The organism is Niastella sp. OAS944 (genome assembly GCA_024809215.1).
GTDB lineage: Bacteria > Bacteroidota > Bacteroidia > Chitinophagales > Chitinophagaceae > Niastella.
The window spans coordinates 74,102-96,039 of the sequence record JANUBW010000002.1; the positions used below are offsets into that span (position 1 = coordinate 74,102).

20 protein-coding genes are annotated in these 21,938 nt (G+C 43.9%); 15 read left to right on the forward strand and 5 right to left on the reverse strand.

Annotated features, from left to right (window positions below; translation table 11 throughout):
* Positions 1-17 precede the first annotated feature (17 nt).
* The 8 genes from GGD38_RS10905 to GGD38_RS10940 all read left to right on the forward strand — a co-directional run bounded on the left by GGD38_RS10905 (position 18) and on the right by GGD38_RS10940 (position 5,965).
* Positions 18-485, forward strand: coding sequence for a YHS domain-containing (seleno)protein (locus GGD38_RS10905; RefSeq protein ID WP_375300830.1), 468 nt, complete (start codon positions 18-20; stop codon positions 483-485).
* Between the two features lie 107 nt (positions 486-592).
* Positions 593-1,000: a DoxX family protein gene (locus tag GGD38_RS10910; protein WP_375300829.1), complete on the forward strand. Its 408-nt coding sequence runs from the start codon at positions 593-595 to the stop codon at positions 998-1,000.
* Positions 1,001-1,275: 275 nt separating this feature from the next.
* The gene (locus GGD38_RS10915) at positions 1,276-1,815 is read left to right on the forward strand and encodes a YceI family protein (RefSeq protein ID WP_375300828.1); all 540 of its coding nucleotides are present in this window, start codon (positions 1,276-1,278) and stop codon (positions 1,813-1,815) included.
* 82 nt (positions 1,816-1,897) lie between these two features.
* Complete coding sequence (locus GGD38_RS10920; protein ID WP_375300827.1) at positions 1,898-2,398, forward strand: hypothetical protein; 501 nt, start codon at positions 1,898-1,900, stop codon at positions 2,396-2,398.
* Positions 2,386-3,114 (forward strand): NRDE family protein, encoded by a 729-nt coding sequence (locus tag GGD38_RS10925; RefSeq protein WP_375300826.1) that lies wholly within the window; start codon positions 2,386-2,388, stop codon positions 3,112-3,114. Before GGD38_RS10920 ends, GGD38_RS10925 begins: the two co-directional genes overlap by 13 nt.
* Positions 3,114-4,172, forward strand: a complete 1,059-nt coding sequence (locus tag GGD38_RS10930; protein ID WP_375300825.1) for a hypothetical protein — start codon at positions 3,114-3,116, stop codon at positions 4,170-4,172. The genes GGD38_RS10925 and GGD38_RS10930 overlap by 1 nt, the downstream gene beginning before the upstream one ends.
* A 219-nt stretch (positions 4,173-4,391) precedes the next feature.
* Positions 4,392-4,988 carry a LysE family translocator gene (locus tag GGD38_RS10935; RefSeq protein ID WP_375300824.1) on the forward strand — a complete coding sequence of 199 codons (597 nt, stop codon included), beginning with the start codon at positions 4,392-4,394 and terminating at the stop codon, positions 4,986-4,988.
* 119 nt (positions 4,989-5,107) lie between these two features.
* Entirely contained in the window at positions 5,108-5,965 is an 858-nt protein-coding gene (locus GGD38_RS10940) for a hypothetical protein (protein ID WP_375300823.1), read from the forward strand.
* 160 nt (positions 5,966-6,125) lie between these two features.
* Here the strand turns inward: GGD38_RS10940 and GGD38_RS10945 are convergent, their stop codons facing one another.
* The gene (locus GGD38_RS10945) at positions 6,126-7,445 is read right to left on the reverse strand and encodes a 4Fe-4S dicluster domain-containing protein (RefSeq protein ID WP_375300822.1); all 1,320 of its coding nucleotides are present in this window, start codon (positions 7,443-7,445) and stop codon (positions 6,126-6,128) included.
* A gap of 275 nt (positions 7,446-7,720) precedes the next feature.
* Here GGD38_RS10945 and GGD38_RS10950 point away from each other — a divergent pair, with 275 nt between their 5' ends.
* On the forward strand, positions 7,721-8,218 hold the full coding sequence (locus GGD38_RS10950; RefSeq protein ID WP_375300821.1) for a phosphoribosyltransferase family protein: 498 nt from the start codon (positions 7,721-7,723) through the stop codon (positions 8,216-8,218).
* 96 nt (positions 8,219-8,314) lie between these two features.
* On the opposite strand, the gene GGD38_RS10955 is transcribed toward GGD38_RS10950, so the two are convergent.
* Positions 8,315-9,304: a DUF2279 domain-containing protein gene (locus tag GGD38_RS10955; protein WP_375300820.1), complete on the reverse strand. Its 990-nt coding sequence runs from the start codon at positions 9,302-9,304 to the stop codon at positions 8,315-8,317.
* Positions 9,305-9,468: 164 nt separating this feature from the next.
* Here GGD38_RS10955 and GGD38_RS10960 point away from each other — a divergent pair, with 164 nt between their 5' ends.
* Positions 9,469-11,202: a phospho-sugar mutase gene (locus tag GGD38_RS10960; RefSeq protein ID WP_375300819.1), complete on the forward strand. Its 1,734-nt coding sequence runs from the start codon at positions 9,469-9,471 to the stop codon at positions 11,200-11,202.
* Positions 11,203-11,434: 232 nt separating this feature from the next.
* On the opposite strand, the gene GGD38_RS10965 is transcribed toward GGD38_RS10960, so the two are convergent.
* The 3 genes from GGD38_RS10965 to GGD38_RS10975 all read right to left on the reverse strand — a co-directional run bounded on the left by GGD38_RS10965 (position 11,435) and on the right by GGD38_RS10975 (position 14,695).
* A complete protein-coding gene (locus GGD38_RS10965) occupies positions 11,435-11,986 on the reverse strand; it encodes an OmpH family outer membrane protein (RefSeq protein ID WP_375300818.1) in 552 nt (183 codons plus the stop codon).
* An 85-nt stretch (positions 11,987-12,071) separates the two neighbouring features.
* A complete protein-coding gene (locus tag GGD38_RS10970; RefSeq protein ID WP_375300817.1) occupies positions 12,072-13,265 on the reverse strand; it encodes a Gfo/Idh/MocA family protein in 1,194 nt (397 codons plus the stop codon).
* 194 nt (positions 13,266-13,459) lie between these two features.
* A complete protein-coding gene (locus GGD38_RS10975; protein ID WP_375300816.1) occupies positions 13,460-14,695 on the reverse strand; it encodes a nucleoside permease in 1,236 nt (411 codons plus the stop codon).
* 219 nt (positions 14,696-14,914) lie between these two features.
* On the opposite strand from GGD38_RS10975, the gene GGD38_RS10980 reads away from it, so the two are divergent.
* The 5 genes from GGD38_RS10980 to GGD38_RS11000 all read left to right on the forward strand — a co-directional run bounded on the left by GGD38_RS10980 (position 14,915) and on the right by GGD38_RS11000 (position 21,906).
* Positions 14,915-15,403, forward strand: a complete 489-nt coding sequence (locus GGD38_RS10980) for a MarR family winged helix-turn-helix transcriptional regulator (RefSeq protein WP_375300815.1) — start codon at positions 14,915-14,917, stop codon at positions 15,401-15,403.
* Positions 15,404-15,408: 5 nt separating this feature from the next.
* On the forward strand, positions 15,409-16,971 hold the full coding sequence (gene hutH, locus GGD38_RS10985) for a histidine ammonia-lyase (RefSeq protein WP_375300814.1): 1,563 nt from the start codon (positions 15,409-15,411) through the stop codon (positions 16,969-16,971).
* A gap of 35 nt (positions 16,972-17,006) precedes the next feature.
* Positions 17,007-18,689: a urocanate hydratase gene (hutU, locus tag GGD38_RS10990; RefSeq protein ID WP_375300813.1), complete on the forward strand. Its 1,683-nt coding sequence runs from the start codon at positions 17,007-17,009 to the stop codon at positions 18,687-18,689.
* A gap of 132 nt (positions 18,690-18,821) precedes the next feature.
* Positions 18,822-19,400, forward strand: coding sequence for a hypothetical protein (locus GGD38_RS10995; protein WP_375300812.1), 579 nt, complete (start codon positions 18,822-18,824; stop codon positions 19,398-19,400).
* A 268-nt stretch (positions 19,401-19,668) separates the two neighbouring features.
* On the forward strand, positions 19,669-21,906 hold the full coding sequence (locus GGD38_RS11000; RefSeq protein WP_375300811.1) for a bifunctional alpha,alpha-trehalose-phosphate synthase (UDP-forming)/trehalose-phosphatase: 2,238 nt from the start codon (positions 19,669-19,671) through the stop codon (positions 21,904-21,906).
* Positions 21,907-21,938: the final 32 nt, after the last annotated feature.

Genomic DNA, 21,938 nt, shown 5'->3' on the forward strand with positions numbered 1-21,938 from the left:
TACTTCAACCATAAGTTATGAAGCAACTGATAACAGCTTTTGTTTTGCTATTGCTACAGGTAAATGTGAGCAATGGCCAGAATAATGCTTTGCGGTTAAAACATTTTAACCTCGATGGCAAACTGGCCATTGAAGGTTATGACCCAGTAGCGTATTTCAAACAACACGAGGCGGTAAAAGGCCGTAAAGAATGGGCCGTATCGCACCAGGATGTGCTTTATTATTTTTCATCGGTAGCCAATAAAGAGGAGTTTAAAAAGAACCCTTCGCTTTATGAACCGCAGTATGGCGGCTGGTGCGCATATGCCATGGGCAGCAAAGGAGAAAAGGTATCGGTTGACCCCAAAACCTTTAAGGTAACCAACGGCAAATTGTACCTGTTCTATAACAAATTCTTCAATAATACACTTACAGAATGGAATAAAGATGAGAAAGGGCTGCAGCCTAAAGCAGACGCCAATTGGAAAACCATTTCGGGATCTTGAGATTTCGCGATTTTGAGATTTGTCGGGTTGCTGCACTAAAAGAAATCTCAAAATCCCTAAATCCCGAAATCAGAAATTGAAAATTTAAACCCTCAAACTTACATTACATGAAAGCCAATACTATCTACATATGGGTTTTACGGCTAGTAGCCGCAGTTATAATGTTACAAACCCTGTATTTTAAGTTCACTGGCCATGAGCAATCGGTAGCATTGTTCACGCAACTGGGTATGGAACCCTGGGGGCGTATTGGCACCGGGGTAATGGAACTAATAGCATCCATTCTTATACTTTACCCGCGAACAACCGGGTGGGGCGCAGCACTTGGGTTGGGTTTAATGGGTGGCGCTATTTTCTTTCACCTTACAAAACTGGGGATCGTTTTTGATGGCGATGCAGTACTTTTTTCATATGCTGTAATCGTATTTGCATGCTGCCTGGTACTATTTATAAAATACATAGGAACAATTCCAATTCTCAAAAATCTCAAGAACCAAGCACCAAGCTCCAAATAAAAATCGCAAGCACCAAGCACCAAGAAGCAAAAGCTTTTTAATTGTTACCTTGGAATTTATTTGGTTCCCCGCTGTTGCGGGCAGGCTTTGTGATTTGAGATTTATTCTTTGGGTTTTGAGATTTGCATTTTGGGATTTATTTGGAACTTGAGATTTGGAATTTGAGATTTATTTTTTGGACTTGGTTCTTGGGTAAGTTTTTCCCCTCTTTTTGTTAAAAACTTTAACAATCGGTTTATACTGTAGGCATTACATTACATTAAAAGGTTTTTTATATGAAGTATGTATATGCCACATTTTTGGCCCTGTTTGTAGCAAGTTTTGTTTCTGCCCAAAATTTTGCTCCGGTTGATACAGCATCGAGCGTTTCATTTAAAATAAAAAACCTGGGATTCAACACAAGCGGCTTCTTTAGCGGCCTGGCGGGCGTTATAACCTTTAACCCTGCCGACCCCGGTGGCTGCAGTTTTGATGTGCATATTGACGCCAATTCCGTTAATACAGGTAACGACATGCGTGATAACCACCTCAGGGCTGAGGACTTTTTCGATGTCAAAAATTACCCACAGATCAGGTTTGTATCGGTAAAAGTTACCAATACCAAAAAGAACGGAACATTATTTGTTTCCGGTAAGCTAACCATGAAAGGGGTTACAAAAGATGTATCGTTCCCTTTTGCGGCACAGCCCATTGAGAACGGATATTTATTCAGCGGCGAGTTTTCAATAAACAGGCGCGATTTTAAAGTGGGGGGCGGAAGCACGGTAAGCGATCATCTAACGGTATTGCTAAAGGTTACGGCGCGAAAAATATAAGTGATAAGTACACGGTAAAATTAGACCAACGGAAAAATTTTATTGAAAAGATAATATTAAATTTAGAGAACAAAACCGACCAATGCAATTACAACAAGCTGTAAACACAATCTTTGTACAATTGTCTGACTCGCTCGGTCAATTGTCGGCATTGCAATACAGCCAGTCGTGTTCAACCCTGTTCAATAATACGATTGGCCAGCATGTGCGACATATTATCGAGTTGTTTCAATGCCTTGAGAATGGATATGATTCAGGAATAGTGAACTATGAGAAACGTAAGCGCGACACATTGATAGAAACCGATAAAGAGCTGGCGGGTCGCTTGTTGCTTGATATTCACCGGGGGCTGGGCAAAGCCAATAAAACACTCACCCTCGAAGCTTCTTACGACGAACATGTTACCGAGCCTATTACCATTGAAACAAATTATTATCGCGAGGTAGCCTACAACCTCGAACACACCATTCACCACATGGCCCTGATACGTGTAGGCATTACAGAAATATCCACCATTCAATTACCAGATGATTTTGGGGTAGCATCGTCTACCGTTAAGTACCGTAAACAATGTGCACAGTAACCTTTATTCCTTCAGGGGATAAGCTCTATATAACATCCAACCGCGATGAAAAGCATTGGCGTTCCAATGCTCTGCAACCTGCTTTATATTCAGGTAAAACAGGCAACCTGTTATACCCGAAAGACGGTGATGCCGGCGGCACCTGGATAGCAGCCCATGAGAACGGCAATGCCATCGTATTCCTGAACGGCGGTTTTATACGGCATACGCCCCAACCACCTTATCGCAAAAGCAGGGGATTGGTGCTGCTCGATCTTATAGATTCGCCCGACCCTGTAGCCACTTTCAATAAAATACCATTACACCAGATAGAGCCATTTACCGCCGTGCTCTGGAGCCATGGCCAGTTATATGAATACCGTTGGGATGGCACACATAAATATGCCACCCTGCTGCCGGTTTCGCAACCACACATCTGGTCATCGGCTACGCTGTACGATGAAGACGTAGTGCAGAAAAGAAAAAGCTGGTTCAATAAATGGCTGCAACAACACAAACAACCTTCGCCCGACGACATACTGCACTTTCACCAGTTTACCGGAGATGGCGATGCTCATAATGATCTTCGCATGAACCGGAACGGACAGGTTTTCACCGTTAGCGTAACCCTGATGGCGCTCACCGATGAAACCACACAAATGCATTACCTTGACCTGAAAAACAATACCGCATTCAAACAGCAATTAACAGTAGAAAAATCAATGGCAGGCCGATAATGAATAGTATACAACGCATCCTGCACAGACCTTTCTTTATAAAATTGTTCAACTGGGAATACTGGAGTATGACAAGTGTATACTTTTGCATTTACCCGGTGTATATACTTCTTTGCCTGCGCGCCCGTTCTTTCTTTTTCTTTGCAGCCAGTAACCCTACCATTAAGAATGGAGGCTTTCTGTGCGAAAGCAAAAAAGACATCATCACTATTATTCCACCATTGTATCACCCGCCAACGGTTTTCTTTTCAATTCCTGCCAATGGCAGTATCGTATTGCGCGATCTGCAACGCGCCAATCTGCAGTTTCCACTCATAGGCAAACCCAATATCGGTGGCCGTGGCCGCGGCGTAAAAGTTTTACGTAATGAACAGGATGTGATCGATTATACCCGCCATGCCTATATGGATTTTCATATCCAGGAATTTGTTCCCTGGAAAAATGAAGCGGGTATTTTTTATATACGTTATCCCGATGAGCCAAACGGCATCATCACCGGTATTGTAAGCAAAGAATTTTTATCCGTTACCGGCGATGGCCAGCACAGCATTTTACAATTACTGCAAAAAGATAAACGCGCCCTTATGTACCTGAGCAGTTTGCAAAAGATACATGGCAATGGGTTGAACCGCATTTTACCTGAAGGCGAAAAGCTCATTGTATCGCCATTCGGTAACCATGCCCGCGGTTCGAAATTCGTAGATGTCAGCCACCTGATAGACGAGCAATTGACCATGGCCATTGATGCTATTTGTAAACAGGTCCCAGGCTTTCATTATGGCCGGCTCGACATTCGTTTCGACACCTGGGAAGCATTGAAAGAAGGCCGCAATTTTTCAATTATAGAGGTAAATGGGGCAGGGGCCGAACCAACGCATATTTATAGCCACTCATTATTTTTTGCCTGGAAAGAGATCATCAGGCACTGGATCATTTTGTATAAGGTCAGCCGCATGAACCATAAGAAAGGACATCGGTACCTGACGTTTAGTGAGGGAATCGCTATGTTTAAAGAGGATAAGGAGTGGAATAAAAGGTTGGCGGCAATGACGGAGTAGACTAATTAGCTAATGTGCTAATTTGCTAATGTGATAATGGAATACAGGTTTATTGAATGCTGCGCGTGAGCTATCTGACTGCTGCCGCAAAAGCAAGGATGTGGAATGTTGGACTGCTGTACAAAAAGCATTATCACATTAGCAAATTATCACATTATCACATTTGCCACTTACATTCACAACATTAATAAATTGTATCTACGAATCTTCTTTACGGGAATGTTCATTAGCTTCCTGGGAACATTACCCCTGGGAACGCTGAACGTTGCCGCCATGCAGATCTCGGTAAGTGATGGAATTAGTCCGGCCATTTACTTTTCAATTGGTGCATTATTGGTAGAGATCATTTACGTACGTATTTCGCTGGTGGCAATGGATTGGGTACAACGGCAACAAAGGTTTTTTAACTTTCTGCAATGGTTTACAGTACTTATAATAGCAGCGCTGGCTGTATCGAACTTTGTAGCAGCTGCCAGTCCGCACGCACAAAAGAACGTTATTCTATCTCACACAATACCCCGCTTTTGGTTAGGCGTGGCCATGAGTGCCATTAACCCGGCGCAGATTCCATTTTGGTTTGGCTGGAGCACTGCATTATTCACCAAAAAGATCTTACTGCCCCGTAACGATCATTATAACACTTATATAGCCGGCATAGGCATCGGCACCTTCTTAGGCAATTCCGTATTCATCTTCGGCGGACAATTTATTGTAACCAAACTAAACGCCAATCAGGGCCTCATAAGTTGGATAATTGGGGGTGTTTTTGCTGTTACCGCAATTATCATGAGTTGGAGAATACTACGAAAAAAGTAGTTCATAGTTTACAGGCCTGTAAACTGTGAACCAGCCTCTTATATTAATAAACTTTTTTATTTACCAGCAAACACACCAAAAAAAAGTCACATACGTTTTAAAAGGGTTAAACTACCCCCATGCAAACAAAAAGATCCATTCTCCTGGGCATCATGAGCTGCTGCCTGATTGCTACTACATTTACAGCCTGTAAAAAAGACTCAAAAGATAAAACCGACAGCGACACTGTGCCTGCACAGGATAATTCCCTGGCCGAAGGCAATTATAACGATGTAAATATGATGGTAGATGCATCGGTAAACGCGGGCGCCAGCTTTACGTTTCGCCAGGCTACCAATGAAAGCGGCGCCAGGGTAGAAGATGTACTGGGCGGCTGCACCAAGGTAACGCTCGATACCGCCAATACAGCCTGTACACTTACCATTGATTTTGGTACAACAAACTGTAAAGGACCCGATGAAAGATATCGCCGTGGTAAGATCCTTGCCACCTGGAACGGCAAGTACCGCGATAAGAACACGGTAGTAAACATCACATTCGACAATTACTTTGTAAACGATAATCAAATAAAAGGCACCCACAAAACCACCAACCTGGGATATAACACTGCCCAACACCTGGTGTATAAAATTGAAGTGGATGGTTCAATTGTAAAAGCAAATAACGGTGGCACTATTCTTTGGAAAAGTACACGTGAACGCGAATGGGTTACTGGTTCAAATACCTTGAGCATTTTAGATGACACGTATTCAATTACCGGTTCTGCCAGTGGTACTACTGCCGAAGGCAGTGCGTATACCATCACAATTACCCAGCCGCTGGTGCGTAAAATGAACTGTTACTGGTTCGAAAGTGGTAAACTGAATGTTACACCGGCCGGCCGCCTTACCCGTACATTGGATTATGGGAACACGGGTTGCGATAGCAAAGGCACCGTTACCATTGGTAATACAACCTTCGATGTAACATTACCATAATAAAAAGCTTCTTAGTCACAGAATAATAGTGTTTGTTTGCCCCTGCTTTTTTAAGTGGGGGCTTTTGCTTTCTAATAAATAAATTGAAGCATAAAATCAAAAGCAGATTGCGCATGATGCGGAACCTGCCTTCTCATTATCAAATTATCACATTAGCACATTAGCCCATTTCGCTTACCCATTTGTCGCGATCATCGGGACTAAACTTCCAGGGCGCAAAGTTATTCTCCACATTGCTGAACATGGCGTTCCACTCCTGGGGTGCATTGCTTTCTTCCATAATGAGTGAGCGGCGCAGTTCGAGTATGATCTCGAGCGGACTGATACTTACGGGGCATTCCTGTACGCAACTGTTACAGGTAGTGCAGGCGCGTAATTCTTCAACAGAAATATAATCGTGTAGCAGGGTTTTACCATCATCTTTAAACTCGCCATTCTGGTCAATATTCTTACCAATATCTTCAAGCCGGTCGCGGGTGCTCATCATGATCTTACGGGGCGATAATTTTTTACCCGTAATAGTAGCAGGGCAGGCCGCACTGCATCTTCCGCATTCCGTACAGGAATAAGCATCGAGCAGGTTACGCCAGCTAAGATCAGTAGCTTCCTTGGCGCCGAATTTATCTGGAGGCGTGGCATTGGCCGGTGCTAATTCAGGCTGCATGGCATACAACACTTCATTTTGAATAGCGGGCATATTGCTCATTTTTCCCATTGGTTGCAATCTTGTATAATATGCATTGGGAAAAGCCAGTAATATATGCAGGTGTTTGCTGTAGGGCAGATAATTTAAAAAAGCAAAGATGCCCAGGATGTGCAGCCACCAGCAGGTTCTTTCAACACCAACCAGTGCACCATCGCTCAACCCGCTTAATAAAGGATGAAGCAGGGAAGAGAAAAGGAAGTTACCGGTACTGTTCTCACCATAATGGCCATAGCCGCGTTGTTGCAATACAGTATCGGCCGCATTCATGGTAAGGAACAGCGCCATGAGCACAATTTCTGTAATAAGAATATAATTGGCGTCGCTGCGCGGCCATCCGTTGAGGTCGGGGCTGGCCAGCCGTTTTACTTTTACAATGTTCCTTCTTATGAGAAAAATTAAACAACCAATCAATACCGTTACGGCCAAAAATTCAAATGCATTGATGAGGTACGGATATATTACACCGCCATACTCCGAAAAAATACGATGGGTACCGAATACGCCATCAATAAGTATTTCCAGCACTTCAATATTGATGATGACAAAGCCAACATATACAAAAAGGTGCAATGTTGCCACAAGCGGGTTGCGGAACATCTTTTTTTGTCCGAACGCCAGCAGCAGCACATTCTTCCAACGTTCACTGCTGCGATCGCTGTAATCGGCATCTTTTCCCAATAGAATATTGCGGCGTATAGTCATTATCTTTTTACTAAAAAACCAAATGGCCACAGCCGAAATGATGATGAATAGTATTTGTGGTATAATTGACATTCAGCTAAGATAGCAAATTTGTACTTTGCTGGTAGGCGATTACTACAATTAAACAGGTGCAGGTTACAAGTTGCAGGTTTCAGGGCCTAATGCAGCATGCACGCCTGTAATCGGACTCTCATAATTTTGTGAACCGGTAACTGGTATCTGGTAACCGGCAACTGTATTTTCCCTGTAACTTGTACCCTGAAACCTGCAACTCTTTCTTGGAAAGAATTAGAAACTATACAATCAAAAACATAACTTTTATATAGTTTTGCCCCAAACAACTTAGCATGGCGCGTAATTATATCCTCGATAAAGAAACGGTGGCCCGGAAATTACAACGGATAGCATATGAGATCATTGAGAACAACCTCGATGAAAAGAATATCATTCTGGCCGGTATTCGTGAAAATGGCAGCGTCATTGCCCATAATATTGAAAAAATACTACGTACTATTAGTCCCGATATCAACATCTGGAATATTGATATTGCGCTCGATAAAAAATCGCCCCACGATATAAAACTGAGTGGTGAAACCGATTTTACCGATAAAACCATTATTGTAATTGACGATGTGGCCAACAGCGGCCGAACCATGCTGTATGCCATAAAACCCTTTCTGGCCTATTTGCCCAAAAAGATCCAAACGCTGGCGCTGGTTGAACGCACCCACAAGGCATACCCTGTTAATACCGATTACGTAGGGCTATCGGTAGCCACTACATTACAGGAACATATTTTTGTTGAAGTTGATGGAGACGTTATCACAGGGGCGTATTTGGAATAAGATACAGGTTTCCGGTTTCCGGTTCCCTGTTACCGGGAAATACAAATACAGAACACCTGGAAACTGGCAACCGGTACCCGGTAACTGTTTGTTATTTCACCAATACAACCCATAAGCTTTAAACTTTCCCTTCGAACTAAGTGCTATAGCAGGCGCCGGTATTTTCACCATGTTGGCTACATACAACAGCGTACGCACCCACTTTTTGTTGGAGTGAATTTTTGTGAGGTCAATATCGGGCGATAATACAAAATGCCGTACCCTTTCAATATCGGGTCGCGTATGGTTGTTGCCTTCTTTATCGGTCCAGGCATTGCCAAAACCACCCAGCATGCCATTGCTGTTATAACCAACCGCCATATTTAACCAGGCAGGCCATTTTGAGTTTTGTAAAAAGGAAGCGATGTTGGCGCTAAGCCAGTAGGTTTGCGAATTATAATCTTTCAGTAAACGTTCGGGCAGGCTTGAGCCAAACAACTGGTTGCGACGCACCTTGGTTTCGGTATCATAGTCATACGCCCAGTAACTCAATTTAAACTGCAACCGTTGTTCGTGCCAGCCAAGTTGCTGCGATACATAAGTGGCGGCGCCCACAAAGTTGGCAGCCATATCGCCCCAGCTAAAACCCCATTCGCTGCTAAAGCCGTCCTGTATTTCAATAATACTTTGATAGGCCAGTCCGCTAACACCGCCCAGCAGGGCGCTTTTGCTTTCGCTCAATCCGCTCCATTTCCATAACCCGGCGGAGATCCTGCTCACCTGGTAGGCCGTCCAGGTATGGCCGGCTTTATCCATCTGGTTCCATTCGCCGTTATCATTAAAAAAGTGAAAATCACTTTTGGGATATCCCGAATACCAGGCTTTATCAAGGGCCAGGTAAGAGGCCGTCCATAATGCAGCATGTGCGGTGGCAACCGCCCATACCCGTTTTTTGATGGGGGTGGGGGGGAGTGGCGCAGCAGTATCGGCCATTTGCCGATTGCCGTCTCCCGACTGGGCATTCATATTAAAATGAAAGCCCATTAGCACCAGAACCATTGCTGTTTTTAAAAAGCCAGGGTATGCTTTTTGAATAGGATCAGCCACAATAACTATACAATTTGGGTTAGTGAAACCTGATTAAAGAATTTGCAAAGGTATAGTATGATAGGAAATTTCATGTTACTGATTGCTGCCTGCCAATAAACCAAGCGCCAAATCATAAAATTATATAACTTCAAACCTTCAATACAAACATCAAATTGAGCACTATGGATGATGCAATTAAGCAGCGCGTACAAGTTTGGGTAAACGGAAATTACGATGAAGCCGCCAAACAGGAAATAGCCAGACTGGAAAAAGAAAATCCTAACGAGCTGGCCGATGCATTTTACCGGAACCTTGAGTTTGGTACGGGCGGTTTGCGTGGAATTATGGGCATTGGTACCAACCGGATAAACAAATACACGGTAGGTATGGCCACGCAGGGTTTTGCCAACTATTTAAATCAAACCTACCCAGGAGGCGTTGTTCGCGTGGCTATTGCACACGACAGCCGCAATAACAGCCGCCAGTTTGCCGAAATAACGGCCAATGTAATGGCAGCCAATGGCATCAAAGTATTTTTGTTTGAGGCTTTACGTCCTACCCCCGAACTGAGCTTTGCCATCAGGCACCTGGGTTGCCAGGGTGGTGTGGTTTGTACCGCTTCACATAATCCCAAAGAATATAACGGCTATAAAGCATATTGGAGCGATGGCGGACAATTGGTGCCGCCACACGACAAAAACGTAATAAAAGAAGTAGAAAAGATAGCTTCGGTTGATGAAGTGAAATGGAGCGGCGGCGAAGCCAATATTACCATCGTTGGCAAAGAACTGGACGAAGCCTATATAAACATGGTAAAAAGCCTGAGCGTGTATCCTGAAGTGATCACCCGCCAGCACGATCTGAAAATTGTATATACCCCCATACATGGTACTGGTATAACCCTGGTGCCCGAAGTGTTACAACGCTTTGGCTTTGCCAATGTGCATATTGTAGATGAACAGGCAAAACCCGATGGCAATTTTCCAACGGTAGTATACCCTAACCCCGAAGAAAGCGAAGCCATGAGCATTGGTTTGAAAAAAGCAAAGGAGCTGGATGCCGATATTTTATTAGGTACCGATCCTGATGCCGACCGCGTTGGTATTGCCATAAAAGACAAACAGGGCAACTGGGTGCTTATGAATGGTAACCAAACCGCCGTACTGGCCTTCAATTACATCATTGAAGCCCGCAAAGCCAAAGGCATTGCCCAAAGCAACGACTTTGTATGTAAGACGGTTGTAACTACCGATATGATCGACCGCATTGCCGCCGATAACAAGGTAAAATGTTACAATGTGCTTACCGGTTTTAAATGGATTGCCGAACTGATAAAAGAAAAAGAAGCCACCGAAAACTATACGGTTGGTGGTGAAGAAAGCTATGGACTGATGATCGGCAGCCAGCTGCGCGATAAAGACGCCGTTTCGGCCGTTGCCCTTCTTTGCGAAATGGCAGCTTATGAAAAAGACAAAGGCAGAACGCTGTACGAAAAATTGATAGACCTGTACGTTCAGTACGGTTATTATAAAGAGCACCTGATATCCATCACTAAAAAAGGCATGAACGGCCAAAAAGAAATTGCCGATATGATGGATGGCTACCGCAGCAATCCGCCTGTGACCATCAACGGTTCACCGGTTGTTCAGTTGCTCGATTATGAATTACATAAAGGAAAGAACCTGCAAACAGGCGAGGAGTGGGAGATCAAATTACCCAAATCGAATGTACTGCAATTCATTCTGGCCGATGGCAGCAAGATCTCAGCCCGCCCAAGCGGTACAGAGCCGAAGATCAAATTTTATTTCAGCGTAAATACCACCATCAGGAGCGCAGCAGAATTCGATTCAATGCAGGTGCATGGGGAGCTGGATAAGAGGATACAGGGGATTATAGCGGATATGGGGTTGAGGTAAGTTGACGAGTTAACAAGTTGACGAGTTGACGAGGGGTTGAAAAGTTGATAGAGGTGATAAAGTTGATAAAGGAACGAAAAGGGAGGTTCCCCTTCAAGGGGAGCTTCCCTTTTTTAATGAAATCTCAAAATCAGAAATAAAAAAAGTAGGAAGCAAAAAATACGAAATCGTACTTCTTACTTCCTACTTCAGCTATTTAGAATGACTTAGTTTGTTCCTAAGACCGATCTTACTAATTCTTCTTTGGTTCAGCAGGCGCCGGCGCCTCTTTGGAAATATTCAACTTTTTAAACACCAGTGGTAAAATATCATCAGCAGCCGGGAAAGCGATCAATTGCTCTTTAGGCAGAATATAAGCATAGCCATTTTCTTTGGCCACAGCCTGCGAAGTAGTAACCGCTTTATCCTGAATAGGAGCCAGCAGTTCCTGCTCGTGCTGATTCATCATTTGCTGTGCTTCCTGGTTAACAAAGTTGGTCCACTTGATATATAATTCATTCAATTCTTTCTTCTTTACATCCTTTACGGCAGAAGTCCATTTGATGGAGTCTGTTCCCATAGCTTTCTGCTTTTCCATAAAAGCCTGCTGATATTCATTTCCCTGTTGAACCAACGCTTTTTGGTAATCCTGCATTTCGGCCTGTGCCTTTTTGTATTCGGGCATGGCGCTTACGAGTTCCTGTAAGCTAATATAACCGATCTTGCCTTGAGCATCTGCCTGGAAGGCATTCGCCAGCAGACCAATGGTAAAAATAAATACTATAGCTACAAATTGCCTTTTCATGTTCGTGGGTTTAATTTTGGAACCGCAAAAATAGTAGAAAACACTACTATCCCGGAAAAAATTACGACGGTTTATTTCATCACAACTATTCCAGTACTTTTTCGCTGATCTTTCCTGTTTTTTTGTTTTTAAGAATTACTTTTTTGGCGCCGTAATGGGTCACCTCTTCTTTAACGAGATAATGCTCAGAATCGTATTCGGTAAGGTGACTGTCTTTTGTAACGCCGGTTTTTCCGCGCCAGATGTCGAGCTGCACCGGTTCCCACTGCTTGGTTTTAGCCGAACGGTAGGCGGCATCGAGGATACAATTCACCACATAACCATCGTAAAAGGTTTCCTTTGGGTCTATATTGGCTTCCATGGCGTTAAACATATCCATAAACATATGGTTGTAGCCCAGCTCGTTCAATTCATCACCTACCGGGAACAGCCAACCGGTGTTGCTTTCGGCTTTTTCGGCCACATAATCGGCCCCTTTGCCACTGGTGAACATATCGAACCCGGTGCGCAGGAAACTGTTTATCCAAATGGTACCTTCGGAACCCATTACCTCATCACGCAGATCGAGACCGCCGCGGAAGGTCCAGCTTACTTCAAACTGGCCAATGGCGCCGTTCTCGTATTTTACCAATCCAATGGCATGGTCTTCGGCATCGATGGGTTTTACCTGGGTATCGGCCCAGCACATTACCTCTACCGGTTTTATATCTTTTCCTATATAACTGCGGGTTATTTCAACGCAATGGCAACCCAGGTCGAGAATACAACCACCACCGGCCTGCTCAATATCCCAAAACCAGTCGCTATGGGGCCCAGGGTGTGTTTCGCGCGATTTGGCCCACAAAATGCGGCCCAGGGAGCCGGCCTTTACACTTTCAAGCGCCTTTATAAATTTGGGCGTATATACCAGGTCTTCCAAATAACCATTGAAAATACCGGCCTGTTCAACGGCCTGCAACATACGCTTTGCTTCTTCGCCATTTCGGCCCAGCGGTTTGGTGGTCATTACCGCTTTGCGGTGAACACAGCACAACATTACCGCCGCTTCGTGCAGGTGATTGGGCAGCGAAATACAAACAATATCTACATCGGGATGCGCAATGGCCTCCTCCATATTAGTAGTGAAATGAGCTACGTTGTAGTCTTCTGCAAAACGCTTCGCGCTTTCGGTACGGCGCGAATAAACACTTACGATCTTATCGCGGCTTCTGTACCCCTGAAGAGAGTCGGCATAAAAACGACCGATAAAACCTGAACCGAGCATAGCAATCTTAGCCATATTAACTTATTTATGGGTTGAAATTCTTGTTTTATGATTTTAAGAAAGATCCACAGTTATTGAGTTATTCAGTTGTTCAGTTGTTCCGTTTGCGCAGGCTGCCGGCCAGTTGTCGCGAGTTCCGAATAAAAGAACTGTGAACTGTGAACAGTGAACTATGAACTATGAACTGAACAACTCACGAACTGAATAACTTACAAACTTGCTTCAGTCTGTCTTTTTTCCTTAAAAGTGGCCATAAAAAACAGCAACACTACAGCAGCAAATCCGGCAGGGATCCACCAGAAATTTTGCCATTGTTGTAAGGTAAGGTGTTCAGATGTGCCCAGGAATTTATTGTACACCGAGCCCGCTATTGGTGCACCTACCAGCATACCCACACCATAAGTAACAAAAATGATTAGGCCCTGCGCCTGTGCACGGATCTGGGGCGTTGCCCGTTTATCAACGTATATCTGTCCGGTAACAAAGAAAAAGTCATAACAAATACCATGCATTACCACCCCAATGATGATCAAAGAAGTTATTTGGTCGGGCGCGGCCAGTGCAAACAAAGCATACCGTATGATCCAGGCCAGCATACCAACCGCCAGCATTTTTTTAACACCCAGCCGAATAAAAAAGAAAGGTATCAGGGTCATGAACACAGTCTCAGACACCTGCCCAAGTATTTGGGTTGAAGCGATCTTTTCGAAACCGGTGGCAGCTAGAAAATGTTGCGTAAAATTATAATATGCTGCCAGCGGTATACAAATAAGGAATGAACTAAGCAGGAAGATAAAGAACGAGGGACTGGCAAGTTGTTTAAACGCATCAATGCCAATGATGCTGGCTGCCGAAACTTTTTTACCCTTGGCCGGTGGCGGCGTATTGGGTAAAGTGAAACTAAACAAACCCAGCAACAGACTGGCGCCGGCCGTCATATATAATTGCATACCTGTTTCTTCGGGTTTCACATTTGCTGCAACAAATTTATTCAATACAAAACTGATGATCAAACCGGCAACGATCCAGCCTACAGTACCAAAGACCCTAATCAAAGGAAATTCCTTTTCCTGGTCGCTCATTTTATGAAAACAAATGGTATTGGCCAGGCTCATGGTTGGCATATAACATAAGTTATAGCCCAGCAGTAATAAAATAAACAAGGTTGAATTGCCGGTTGCAGAAGGCACAAGGAACATAAACACGGCGCCTAAAATATGCAGTATGCCCAACACTTTTTGGGTAGCAAAATAGCGGTCGGCAATAAGCCCAACAAAGAACGGGGCAATAATTGCAGCCACAGGGTTCACCGTATAAGGCCAGTGGGTTAATGTACCCATGTTATGACTGCTCATAAAAACACCAATAGTAGTATACCAGCTACCCCAGATGAAAAACTCCAGGAACATCATTACAGAAAGTTGAGCGCGCAATGCAGCTTTCATATTTGCAGGTTGATTTTTTGAGGGAACCGTTCGGTTTTCGCTTTAAAGATATTGTTTCCGCTTATTTCGAACACATTAAAGATTGATAAATACCTGTATTGTGTGCGACGCATGGAAATTACAACAAAAAAGGTTTAGCCCGCTCAATGAATGCCGGCCCGATTTATATTTTGAAATAAGAGCAGTATTTGTACATTTGTATAAGTACTTATACAATTTATGAGCTTCTATGAATCGCTTGGATTTTTGGTTTTTGGCAGCCGTTTACGCCGGTTGAGCGAAGCATTTCTTTCCGATGTGAACCAGATCTACGCCTCGCACGATCTGCAGTTCGATGCAGCCTGGTTTCCGGTGTTTTATATTCTTGCCAGGCAGGAAACGGTTTCTATTAGAGATATTTCCGACGAACTGGCAATTTCGCACTCAGCCGTAAGCCAGCTGGTAAGCAGTCTGCAACAAAAAGGCCTTATAAAGACCAGTACCGCTAACGACGACGCCCGCAAAAAAGTAGTGGCGTTCACCACCAAAGGCAAAAAACTGCAACAACAGGTACAACCTGTATGGGATGCCCTGCAGCAGGCTATGGAAGCGTTGGTGCAGGAAGGCAAACACAGCAAGACCATTTTAACCGCTATTGGCGAAATTGAACAGGGTTTACAAAACGAATCAGTCTTTAACCGGGTGCAAGCCATTTTGCCCCATAAGTAAATAGTATGGAACAGGATTTTAATTACGGTATCGATCATTTAACCATTGGCGCCGCATTGGCCATTGCCGCCGGAAAGCAAAAAGGTGTGTTGAACAAGGAAGCCATTGCCAACATTCAAAAAAGCCAGCAGCATGTGCAGGAAATTGTAGAGAACAACCGCACCGTATATGGCATCAATACCGGTTTTGGCGTACTGGCCAACAAACCGGTTTCGGAAGAAGATACACGCATTTTACAACATAAGATATTACAAAGCCATAGCGTGGGCGTGGGCGAACCTGTTAGTACAGAGATCGCCAAACTAATGCTTATCACCAAGGTACATGCCCTGGCACGTGGTTACTCAGGTGCACAACTCACCACCCTGCAAAGAATACTATGGCATATTGAAGAAGATGTAATTCCGGTGGTTCCCGAAAAGGGTAGTGTAGGCGCATCGGGCGATCTGGCCCCATTGGCGCATTTATGTTTGCCACTGATAGGGTTGGGCGAAGTATTTTACAAAGGGGTAAGATATAGATCGCAGGAAATTTTACAACGCTTCAACCTGCCGCCAATTCAGTTAGGTCCCAAAGAAGGGCTCGCCTTAATAAACGGAACACAATTCATACTGGCACATGCGGTAAAGGCTGTGCAACGAATGCATTATAGTTTAGAAGCTGCAGATATCATTGGCGCCATGAGCCTCGAGGCCCTCACGGGTACCAAGGCCCCCTTTGATGAACGTTTACACCGCTTACGACCATTTGCCGGTAACGAATTAGTAGCCCAACGCCTGCGCCTGATCTTACACCAAAGCGAGATCATGCAAAGCCATGTTGATTGCGGTCGCGTGCAGGACCCCTATAGTTTACGTTGTATGCCGCAGGTGCATGGCGCCAGCCGTAATGCCTGGCTGCATTTAAAACAACTAACCGAAATTGAATTAAACTCTGTTACCGACAACCCCATTATCCTAAGCGCCGATGATACCATCAGCGGCGGTAATTTTCATGGGCAGCCATTGGCCCTGCCGTTAGATTATGCCTGTATTGCTGCAGCGGAAGCAGGTAACATTTCAGACAGGCGTTGTTACCTGTTACTCGAAGGAAAATGGGGACTGCCCATGTTATTGATGAAAGATGTAGGCCTGAACAGTGGCTTTATGATACCACAATATACTACGGCAGCATTGGTAACGGAGAATAAGACCTTGTGTTTTCCGGCAAGCGCCGATAGCATTCCCACTTCACTGGGACAGGAAGATCATGTTAGTATGGGCAGTATCAGTGGTCGCAAACTAAACCAGGTGATAGACAATCTGGAGTTTATTCTTGCTATTGAACTGCTGAGCGCCTGTCAGGCCATTGAGTTCAGAAGGCCATTAAAAAGCAGTGAGTTACTAGAATCGGCCCATGATTATGTGCGGCAGTTTGTAAGTTTTGCCGAAGAGGACCGCATATTTGCCGAGGATATTGATAAAATAAAAAAGCTCATCAGTGATTTTTCGTTTGTAGAACATTGTAATGAGCTGGCCAACGAGAAAAAGATCAATTTAAATAAGGGTTTTGAGGTGTTTGAAGTGTGAGGGATGAAAATTTTGTAACTTTTTAAATGAACAGTATGAGCAATACCACAATAAACAAATACGACGCCGCCAAATACAAAACGCCTACCGGCTCACAATTAAACTGCAAAGGCTGGATCCAGGAAGCCGCACTACGCATGCTGCTGAACAACCTCGATCCTGCTGTGGCAGAACGGCCCGATGACCTCATCGTATATGGCGGCCGTGGTAAAGCTGCCAGGAATTTTGAAGCGCTCGATATGATCATTCGTTCATTAAAAGACCTTAATGATAATGAAACCCTGCTTATTCAAAGCGGCAAACCTGTAGGTATACTACAAACACATACCAATGCGCCACGGATACTTATCTCCAACTCGCAACTCGTTCCTAAATGGGCCACCTGGCAACACTTTGACGAATTGGAAAGAAAAGGCCTCATGATGTACGGCCAAATGACCGCCGGCTCATGGATCTATATAGGCAGCCAGGGTATAGTACAAGGTACTTACGAAACCTATGCGGCCGCAGCCAACAAACATTTTGGTGGTACATTAAAAGGTACTTTAAATGTAACTGCCGGTTTAGGTGGTATGGGTGGCGCCCAGCCATTGGCCATTACCATGAATGAAGGCGTAGCGTTAATAGCAGAAGTAGAAGAATGGCGAATTGACAAACGCATTGAAACAAAATACCTCGACGTAAAAATAAGAAGTATAGATGCAGCTATAGACAGGGCCATACAGGCAAAAGAAAACGGAGAAGTACTATCAATAGGTGTGCTTTGCAATGCGGTAGCCCTATTAGAACGCCTGGTTGAAAGAAATATTGTGCCCGATACCTTAACCGATCAAACTTCAGCCCACGATCCGTTGATCGGTTACTGGCCGCATGAAATTTCATATGAGCAGGCGAAAATTTTACGTGAGCAAAACCCCGATCTATATATTGCCTATGCGTACAACTCCATGTACCGCCACGTACAATTAATGTTAGAATTACAACAAAAAGGCGCCATCACATTCGATTATGGTAATAACATTCGCGCAAGGGCGCAGGAAAAAGGTTTAACAAACGCTTTTGACTTTCCTGGTTTTGTACCTGCATATATTCGTCCACTGTTTTGCGAGGGAAAAGGACCATTCCGTTGGGCTGCATTAAGCGGCGATCCAAACGACATTGCCGTAACCGATGAAGTGATAGGCAATATGTTCCCTGAAAATAAATCATTGCAACGCTGGCTGAAATTAGCCAAAGAAAAAATTGCCTTTCAGGGATTGCCCGCACGTATTTGCTGGCTGGGACAGGGTGAAAGAGAAAAAGCCGGCCTCGCATTTAATGAGCTGGTAAGAACAGGAAAAGTTAAAGCGCCCATAGTAATTGGCCGCGATCATCTTGATACCGGTTCTGTGGCTTCGCCCAATAGAGAAACAGAATCTATGCTTGATGGAAGTGATGCAGTAGCCGACTGGCCAATCTTAAATGCATTGGTAAATACAGCCGGCGGTGCCAGTTGGGTAAGTTTGCATCATGGTGGTGGAGTAGGCATGGGCTATAGTATACATGCAGGTATGGTGATCGTTGCCGATGGCACAGATGAAGCTGCTGCACGCCTGGCAAGGGTTTTAAGAAATGACCCGGGCATGGGAGTTATACGACATGCAGATGCGGGGTATGACGTTGCACAGGAAACTTCAAATAAATTTGATCTTGATTTGAAAAAACGGTTTCATAGATAAATTTTTTTTTCTATTTTGTTGCGTGATACCACCGACCCCCGGAAAAAAATGGTATTTATACGATGACAAAATATCTTTCAATTCTGTACGTTGTAGCAGTATGAAGATTAACATGTATGAAAAATCCGAATTATGAAAACAACCATTTCCTTGCTTTTTTTTGCTTTAATAGCTAGCGCCACTTTTGCCCAAGCCAAGTTAAGCCTGAAAATTATTCAAAATGGTGCCGCTGTTACTCCTATGAACGGAGAGTATGAATTAAAGAAAGCCCCCTTTGCTGTAGAATTCACCTTTGACGCAAATGCCTATGATGGTGTTTTCGTTAATGCCGATTTTATCGACAACGTATACAAGATCGGCGACAAAGCCCCGTTACCCGACCTGCAAGACATTCCTTTCAAAATTGCCAAAGAAGACAATTTCAATCCTAACAAACAGATAGCTGTTGCCGGTGACAGCTGGGCGTTTTGGTTTTATAACAAAGCCAATAACGAATGGCGCTTCGACAGAGATATCAAAACAGTGGACGCTAATACAGTGACCGCTATCAGAACTATTGAGCAGGTGTATTTCCCTGTTAAAGAAAAAATAGTGAAGATGTCAGAGGTTAATGAACCAATGTATTTATTTTTCCTGGTTACTAACCCTTACAACCAACGTGGTGTAGTACGTGAGCAGTATCGCCAACGGATGAAACTGAACTTCAAATAAGGCAAGGAGAACATACAACATTAAAGGGAGATAAGGGTTGAACCTTTGTCTCCTTTTTCTTTTTTAAACACGCCGTAACAAATAACTACGCTTTTGGTTCTTTAATGCCACATTAAAGCCACATTACAATTCCTTTAAAATAACCCACTTAGCCCGCAATCGTACCCAGTTGGCACTATAATTTCTACAATATTTAACCTAGCCAACTCACGCCTGTAGTGCTGCTGCACTCAAGAGGCTATTTCTTAACTGGTTTACTGTAATTTCTATGGGACGATTGATAATTATATCTAACAGGCTACCTTTTTCTATTGACCATGAGGGAGATCAGCTTTCACTCCGGCAAAGCTCCGGCGGACTGGTGTCTGCAATAAAAAGTTATTTTGAAAGCGATAGCTCTACAAACAGGGGTTTTACTGAAAAGCTGTGGCTTGGTGTGGCAGATTTTCCCCAAAACGAATGGACAATAGTTAATGAGAAATTAGAGGGAAGAGACTTCCAGATCATTCCTTTATTCTTAAATAAACTGGTATACAAGGACTACTATAACGGATTTTCTAATTCGGTATTGTGGCCATTGTTCCATTATTTTCCCAATTTGGTTGACTACCAGGCGCACTACTACGATGCCTATGTAAGAGTGAACAGGTCTTTTGCCGATAAATTAATTCCATTATTAAGACCAGACGACACCATTTGGATACACGATTACCAATTGATGATGTTGCCCGAAATGCTGCGTACAGCCAGGCCCGATATTACCGTTGGTTTCTTCTTACATATTCCATTCCCATCGTATGAATTGTTTAGAACACTACCTGCAGAATGGAAATCATCGTTATTAAGTGGTGTACTGGGCAGCGACCTTATAGGCTTTCACACGCACGACTATGCGCAACACTTTTTGCAATCGGTAAAAATGATCCTGGGTGTTGATAGTAATTTTCATAACATTCAGTACCAGGACCGGCTTATAAAAGCCGATCTGTTTCCGATAAGTATCGATTATAAAAAATTCAATAAAGCATGTGACGATCCCGAAACAAAACAATACTGGACCGAGATCAGAAAAAACTTCGAAGGAAAGAAGATCATTTTTTCGGTTGACAGATTAGATTATACTAAGGGATTAATGGACCGTTTACATGCATTTGAACATTTCCTCGATCAATTTCCTGAGTGGCGCGAAAAAGTAGTTTTCATTTTGAATATTGTGCCTTCGCGCGATGATATTCAGGCTTACACCGAAAGAAAACAACAGATAGAACAAAAGATAGGGACCATTAATGGAAAGGTGTCAACCATTACCTGGCAGCCGATCATATACCGATACACCCATCTGCCGTTCAATGAACTGGCCGCATTATACAAAGCCGCCGATGTAGCATTGATAACACCATTACGCGATGGAATGAACCTGGTGGCAAAAGAGTATGTGGCAAGTTGTTCGGCACGAAAAGGCGTTTTGATCCTAAGTGAACTTGCCGGCGCCGCCAACGAGCTCAATGAAGCACTGCTGGTAAACCCAACAGACACGAATGAAGTATCGCGGGCAATAAACCGGGCATTAACAATGCCCGTTGAAGAACAACAACACCGCATGATCTTAATGCAACAGCGGTTATCAGATTATGACGTTATTAAATGGGTAAGTGATTTTCTCGATCAACTGTCGAACGTAAAACTGGAACAGGAAAAACAACAGGTAAAAGTGCTGGATGAAAAAACCAGCTCGCAAATTCATTTGCATTACCAAATGGCCAAAAGCCGTTGTTTGCTGCTCGACTACGATGGCACCCTTGTTCCTTATGCGAAACTACCTAAAGATGCCACACCCAATGAAGAGCTGCGGGCGTTGTTGACCGGTTTAACAGCCGATCCCAAAAACAATGTAGTTATCATCAGCGGGCGCGAGGCACGCACTTTAGAAACCTGGCTGGGCGATCTGCCACTGATGCTGGTAGCAGAACATGGCGCCAGCTTTAAACCAAAGAACGACCAGTGGCAACAGACTGTATCTATTCCTGATCAATGGAAGAACGAGATCCGTCCTATAATGCAGCTGTTTGTTACACACTGTGTGGGTTCATTCATAGAAGAAAAAACCAATACGCTGGCATGGCATTACCGCAATACGCACCCCGACCTGGGTTTTACCCGCTCGCGCGAACTCATCAACAACCTTTCGCAGCTTTTACAAAATACCATGCTGCAGGTGGTAGATGGGAATAAGGTGGTGGAAGTGCGCATGTCGGGTTTTGATAAAGGCATTATGGCCCTTAAAATAGTGAACGATCTGCAACCAGATTTTGTACTATGCATGGGCGATGATACAACCGATGAAGATATGTTCAAGGCATTGGGCGAACGGGCCTATAGTATTAAAGTTAGCAATGGGCCTACTGCCGCGCAATACACCGTGTTTTCGCAAATAAAAGTATTGCAATTATTGAAAAAGCTAATGTTACCGCTGGTTAATAAACAACAGTACGCAAAAACATCATAAAGATAAAATGTCCGACGGTGAAAGGAGTCCGG

Coding starts and splice junctions, on each gene's coding strand:
- GGD38_RS10905 (WP_375300830.1), top strand. CDS start 18: ATGAAGCAACTGATAACAGCTTTTGTTTTGCTATTGCTACAGGTAAAT.
- GGD38_RS10910 (WP_375300829.1), top strand. CDS start 593: ATGAAAGCCAATACTATCTACATATGGGTTTTACGGCTAGTAGCCGCA.
- GGD38_RS10915 (WP_375300828.1), top strand. CDS start 1,276: ATGAAGTATGTATATGCCACATTTTTGGCCCTGTTTGTAGCAAGTTTT.
- GGD38_RS10920 (WP_375300827.1), top strand. CDS start 1,898: ATGCAATTACAACAAGCTGTAAACACAATCTTTGTACAATTGTCTGAC.
- GGD38_RS10925 (WP_375300826.1), top strand. CDS start 2,386: ATGTGCACAGTAACCTTTATTCCTTCAGGGGATAAGCTCTATATAACA.
- GGD38_RS10930 (WP_375300825.1), top strand. CDS start 3,114: ATGAATAGTATACAACGCATCCTGCACAGACCTTTCTTTATAAAATTG.
- GGD38_RS10935 (WP_375300824.1), top strand. CDS start 4,392: ATGTTCATTAGCTTCCTGGGAACATTACCCCTGGGAACGCTGAACGTT.
- GGD38_RS10940 (WP_375300823.1), top strand. CDS start 5,108: ATGCAAACAAAAAGATCCATTCTCCTGGGCATCATGAGCTGCTGCCTG.
- GGD38_RS10945 (WP_375300822.1), bottom strand. CDS start 7,445: ATGTCAATTATACCACAAATACTATTCATCATCATTTCGGCTGTGGCC.
- GGD38_RS10950 (WP_375300821.1), top strand. CDS start 7,721: ATGGCGCGTAATTATATCCTCGATAAAGAAACGGTGGCCCGGAAATTA.
- GGD38_RS10960 (WP_375300819.1), top strand. CDS start 9,469: ATGGATGATGCAATTAAGCAGCGCGTACAAGTTTGGGTAAACGGAAAT.
- GGD38_RS10965 (WP_375300818.1), bottom strand. CDS start 11,986: ATGAAAAGGCAATTTGTAGCTATAGTATTTATTTTTACCATTGGTCTG.
- GGD38_RS10970 (WP_375300817.1), bottom strand. CDS start 13,265: ATGGCTAAGATTGCTATGCTCGGTTCAGGTTTTATCGGTCGTTTTTAT.
- GGD38_RS10975 (WP_375300816.1), bottom strand. CDS start 14,695: ATGAAAGCTGCATTGCGCGCTCAACTTTCTGTAATGATGTTCCTGGAG.
- GGD38_RS10980 (WP_375300815.1), top strand. CDS start 14,915: ATGAGCTTCTATGAATCGCTTGGATTTTTGGTTTTTGGCAGCCGTTTA.
- hutH (WP_375300814.1), top strand. CDS start 15,409: ATGGAACAGGATTTTAATTACGGTATCGATCATTTAACCATTGGCGCC.
- hutU (WP_375300813.1), top strand. CDS start 17,007: ATGAGCAATACCACAATAAACAAATACGACGCCGCCAAATACAAAACG.
- GGD38_RS10995 (WP_375300812.1), top strand. CDS start 18,822: ATGAAAACAACCATTTCCTTGCTTTTTTTTGCTTTAATAGCTAGCGCC.
- GGD38_RS11000 (WP_375300811.1), top strand. CDS start 19,669: ATGGGACGATTGATAATTATATCTAACAGGCTACCTTTTTCTATTGAC.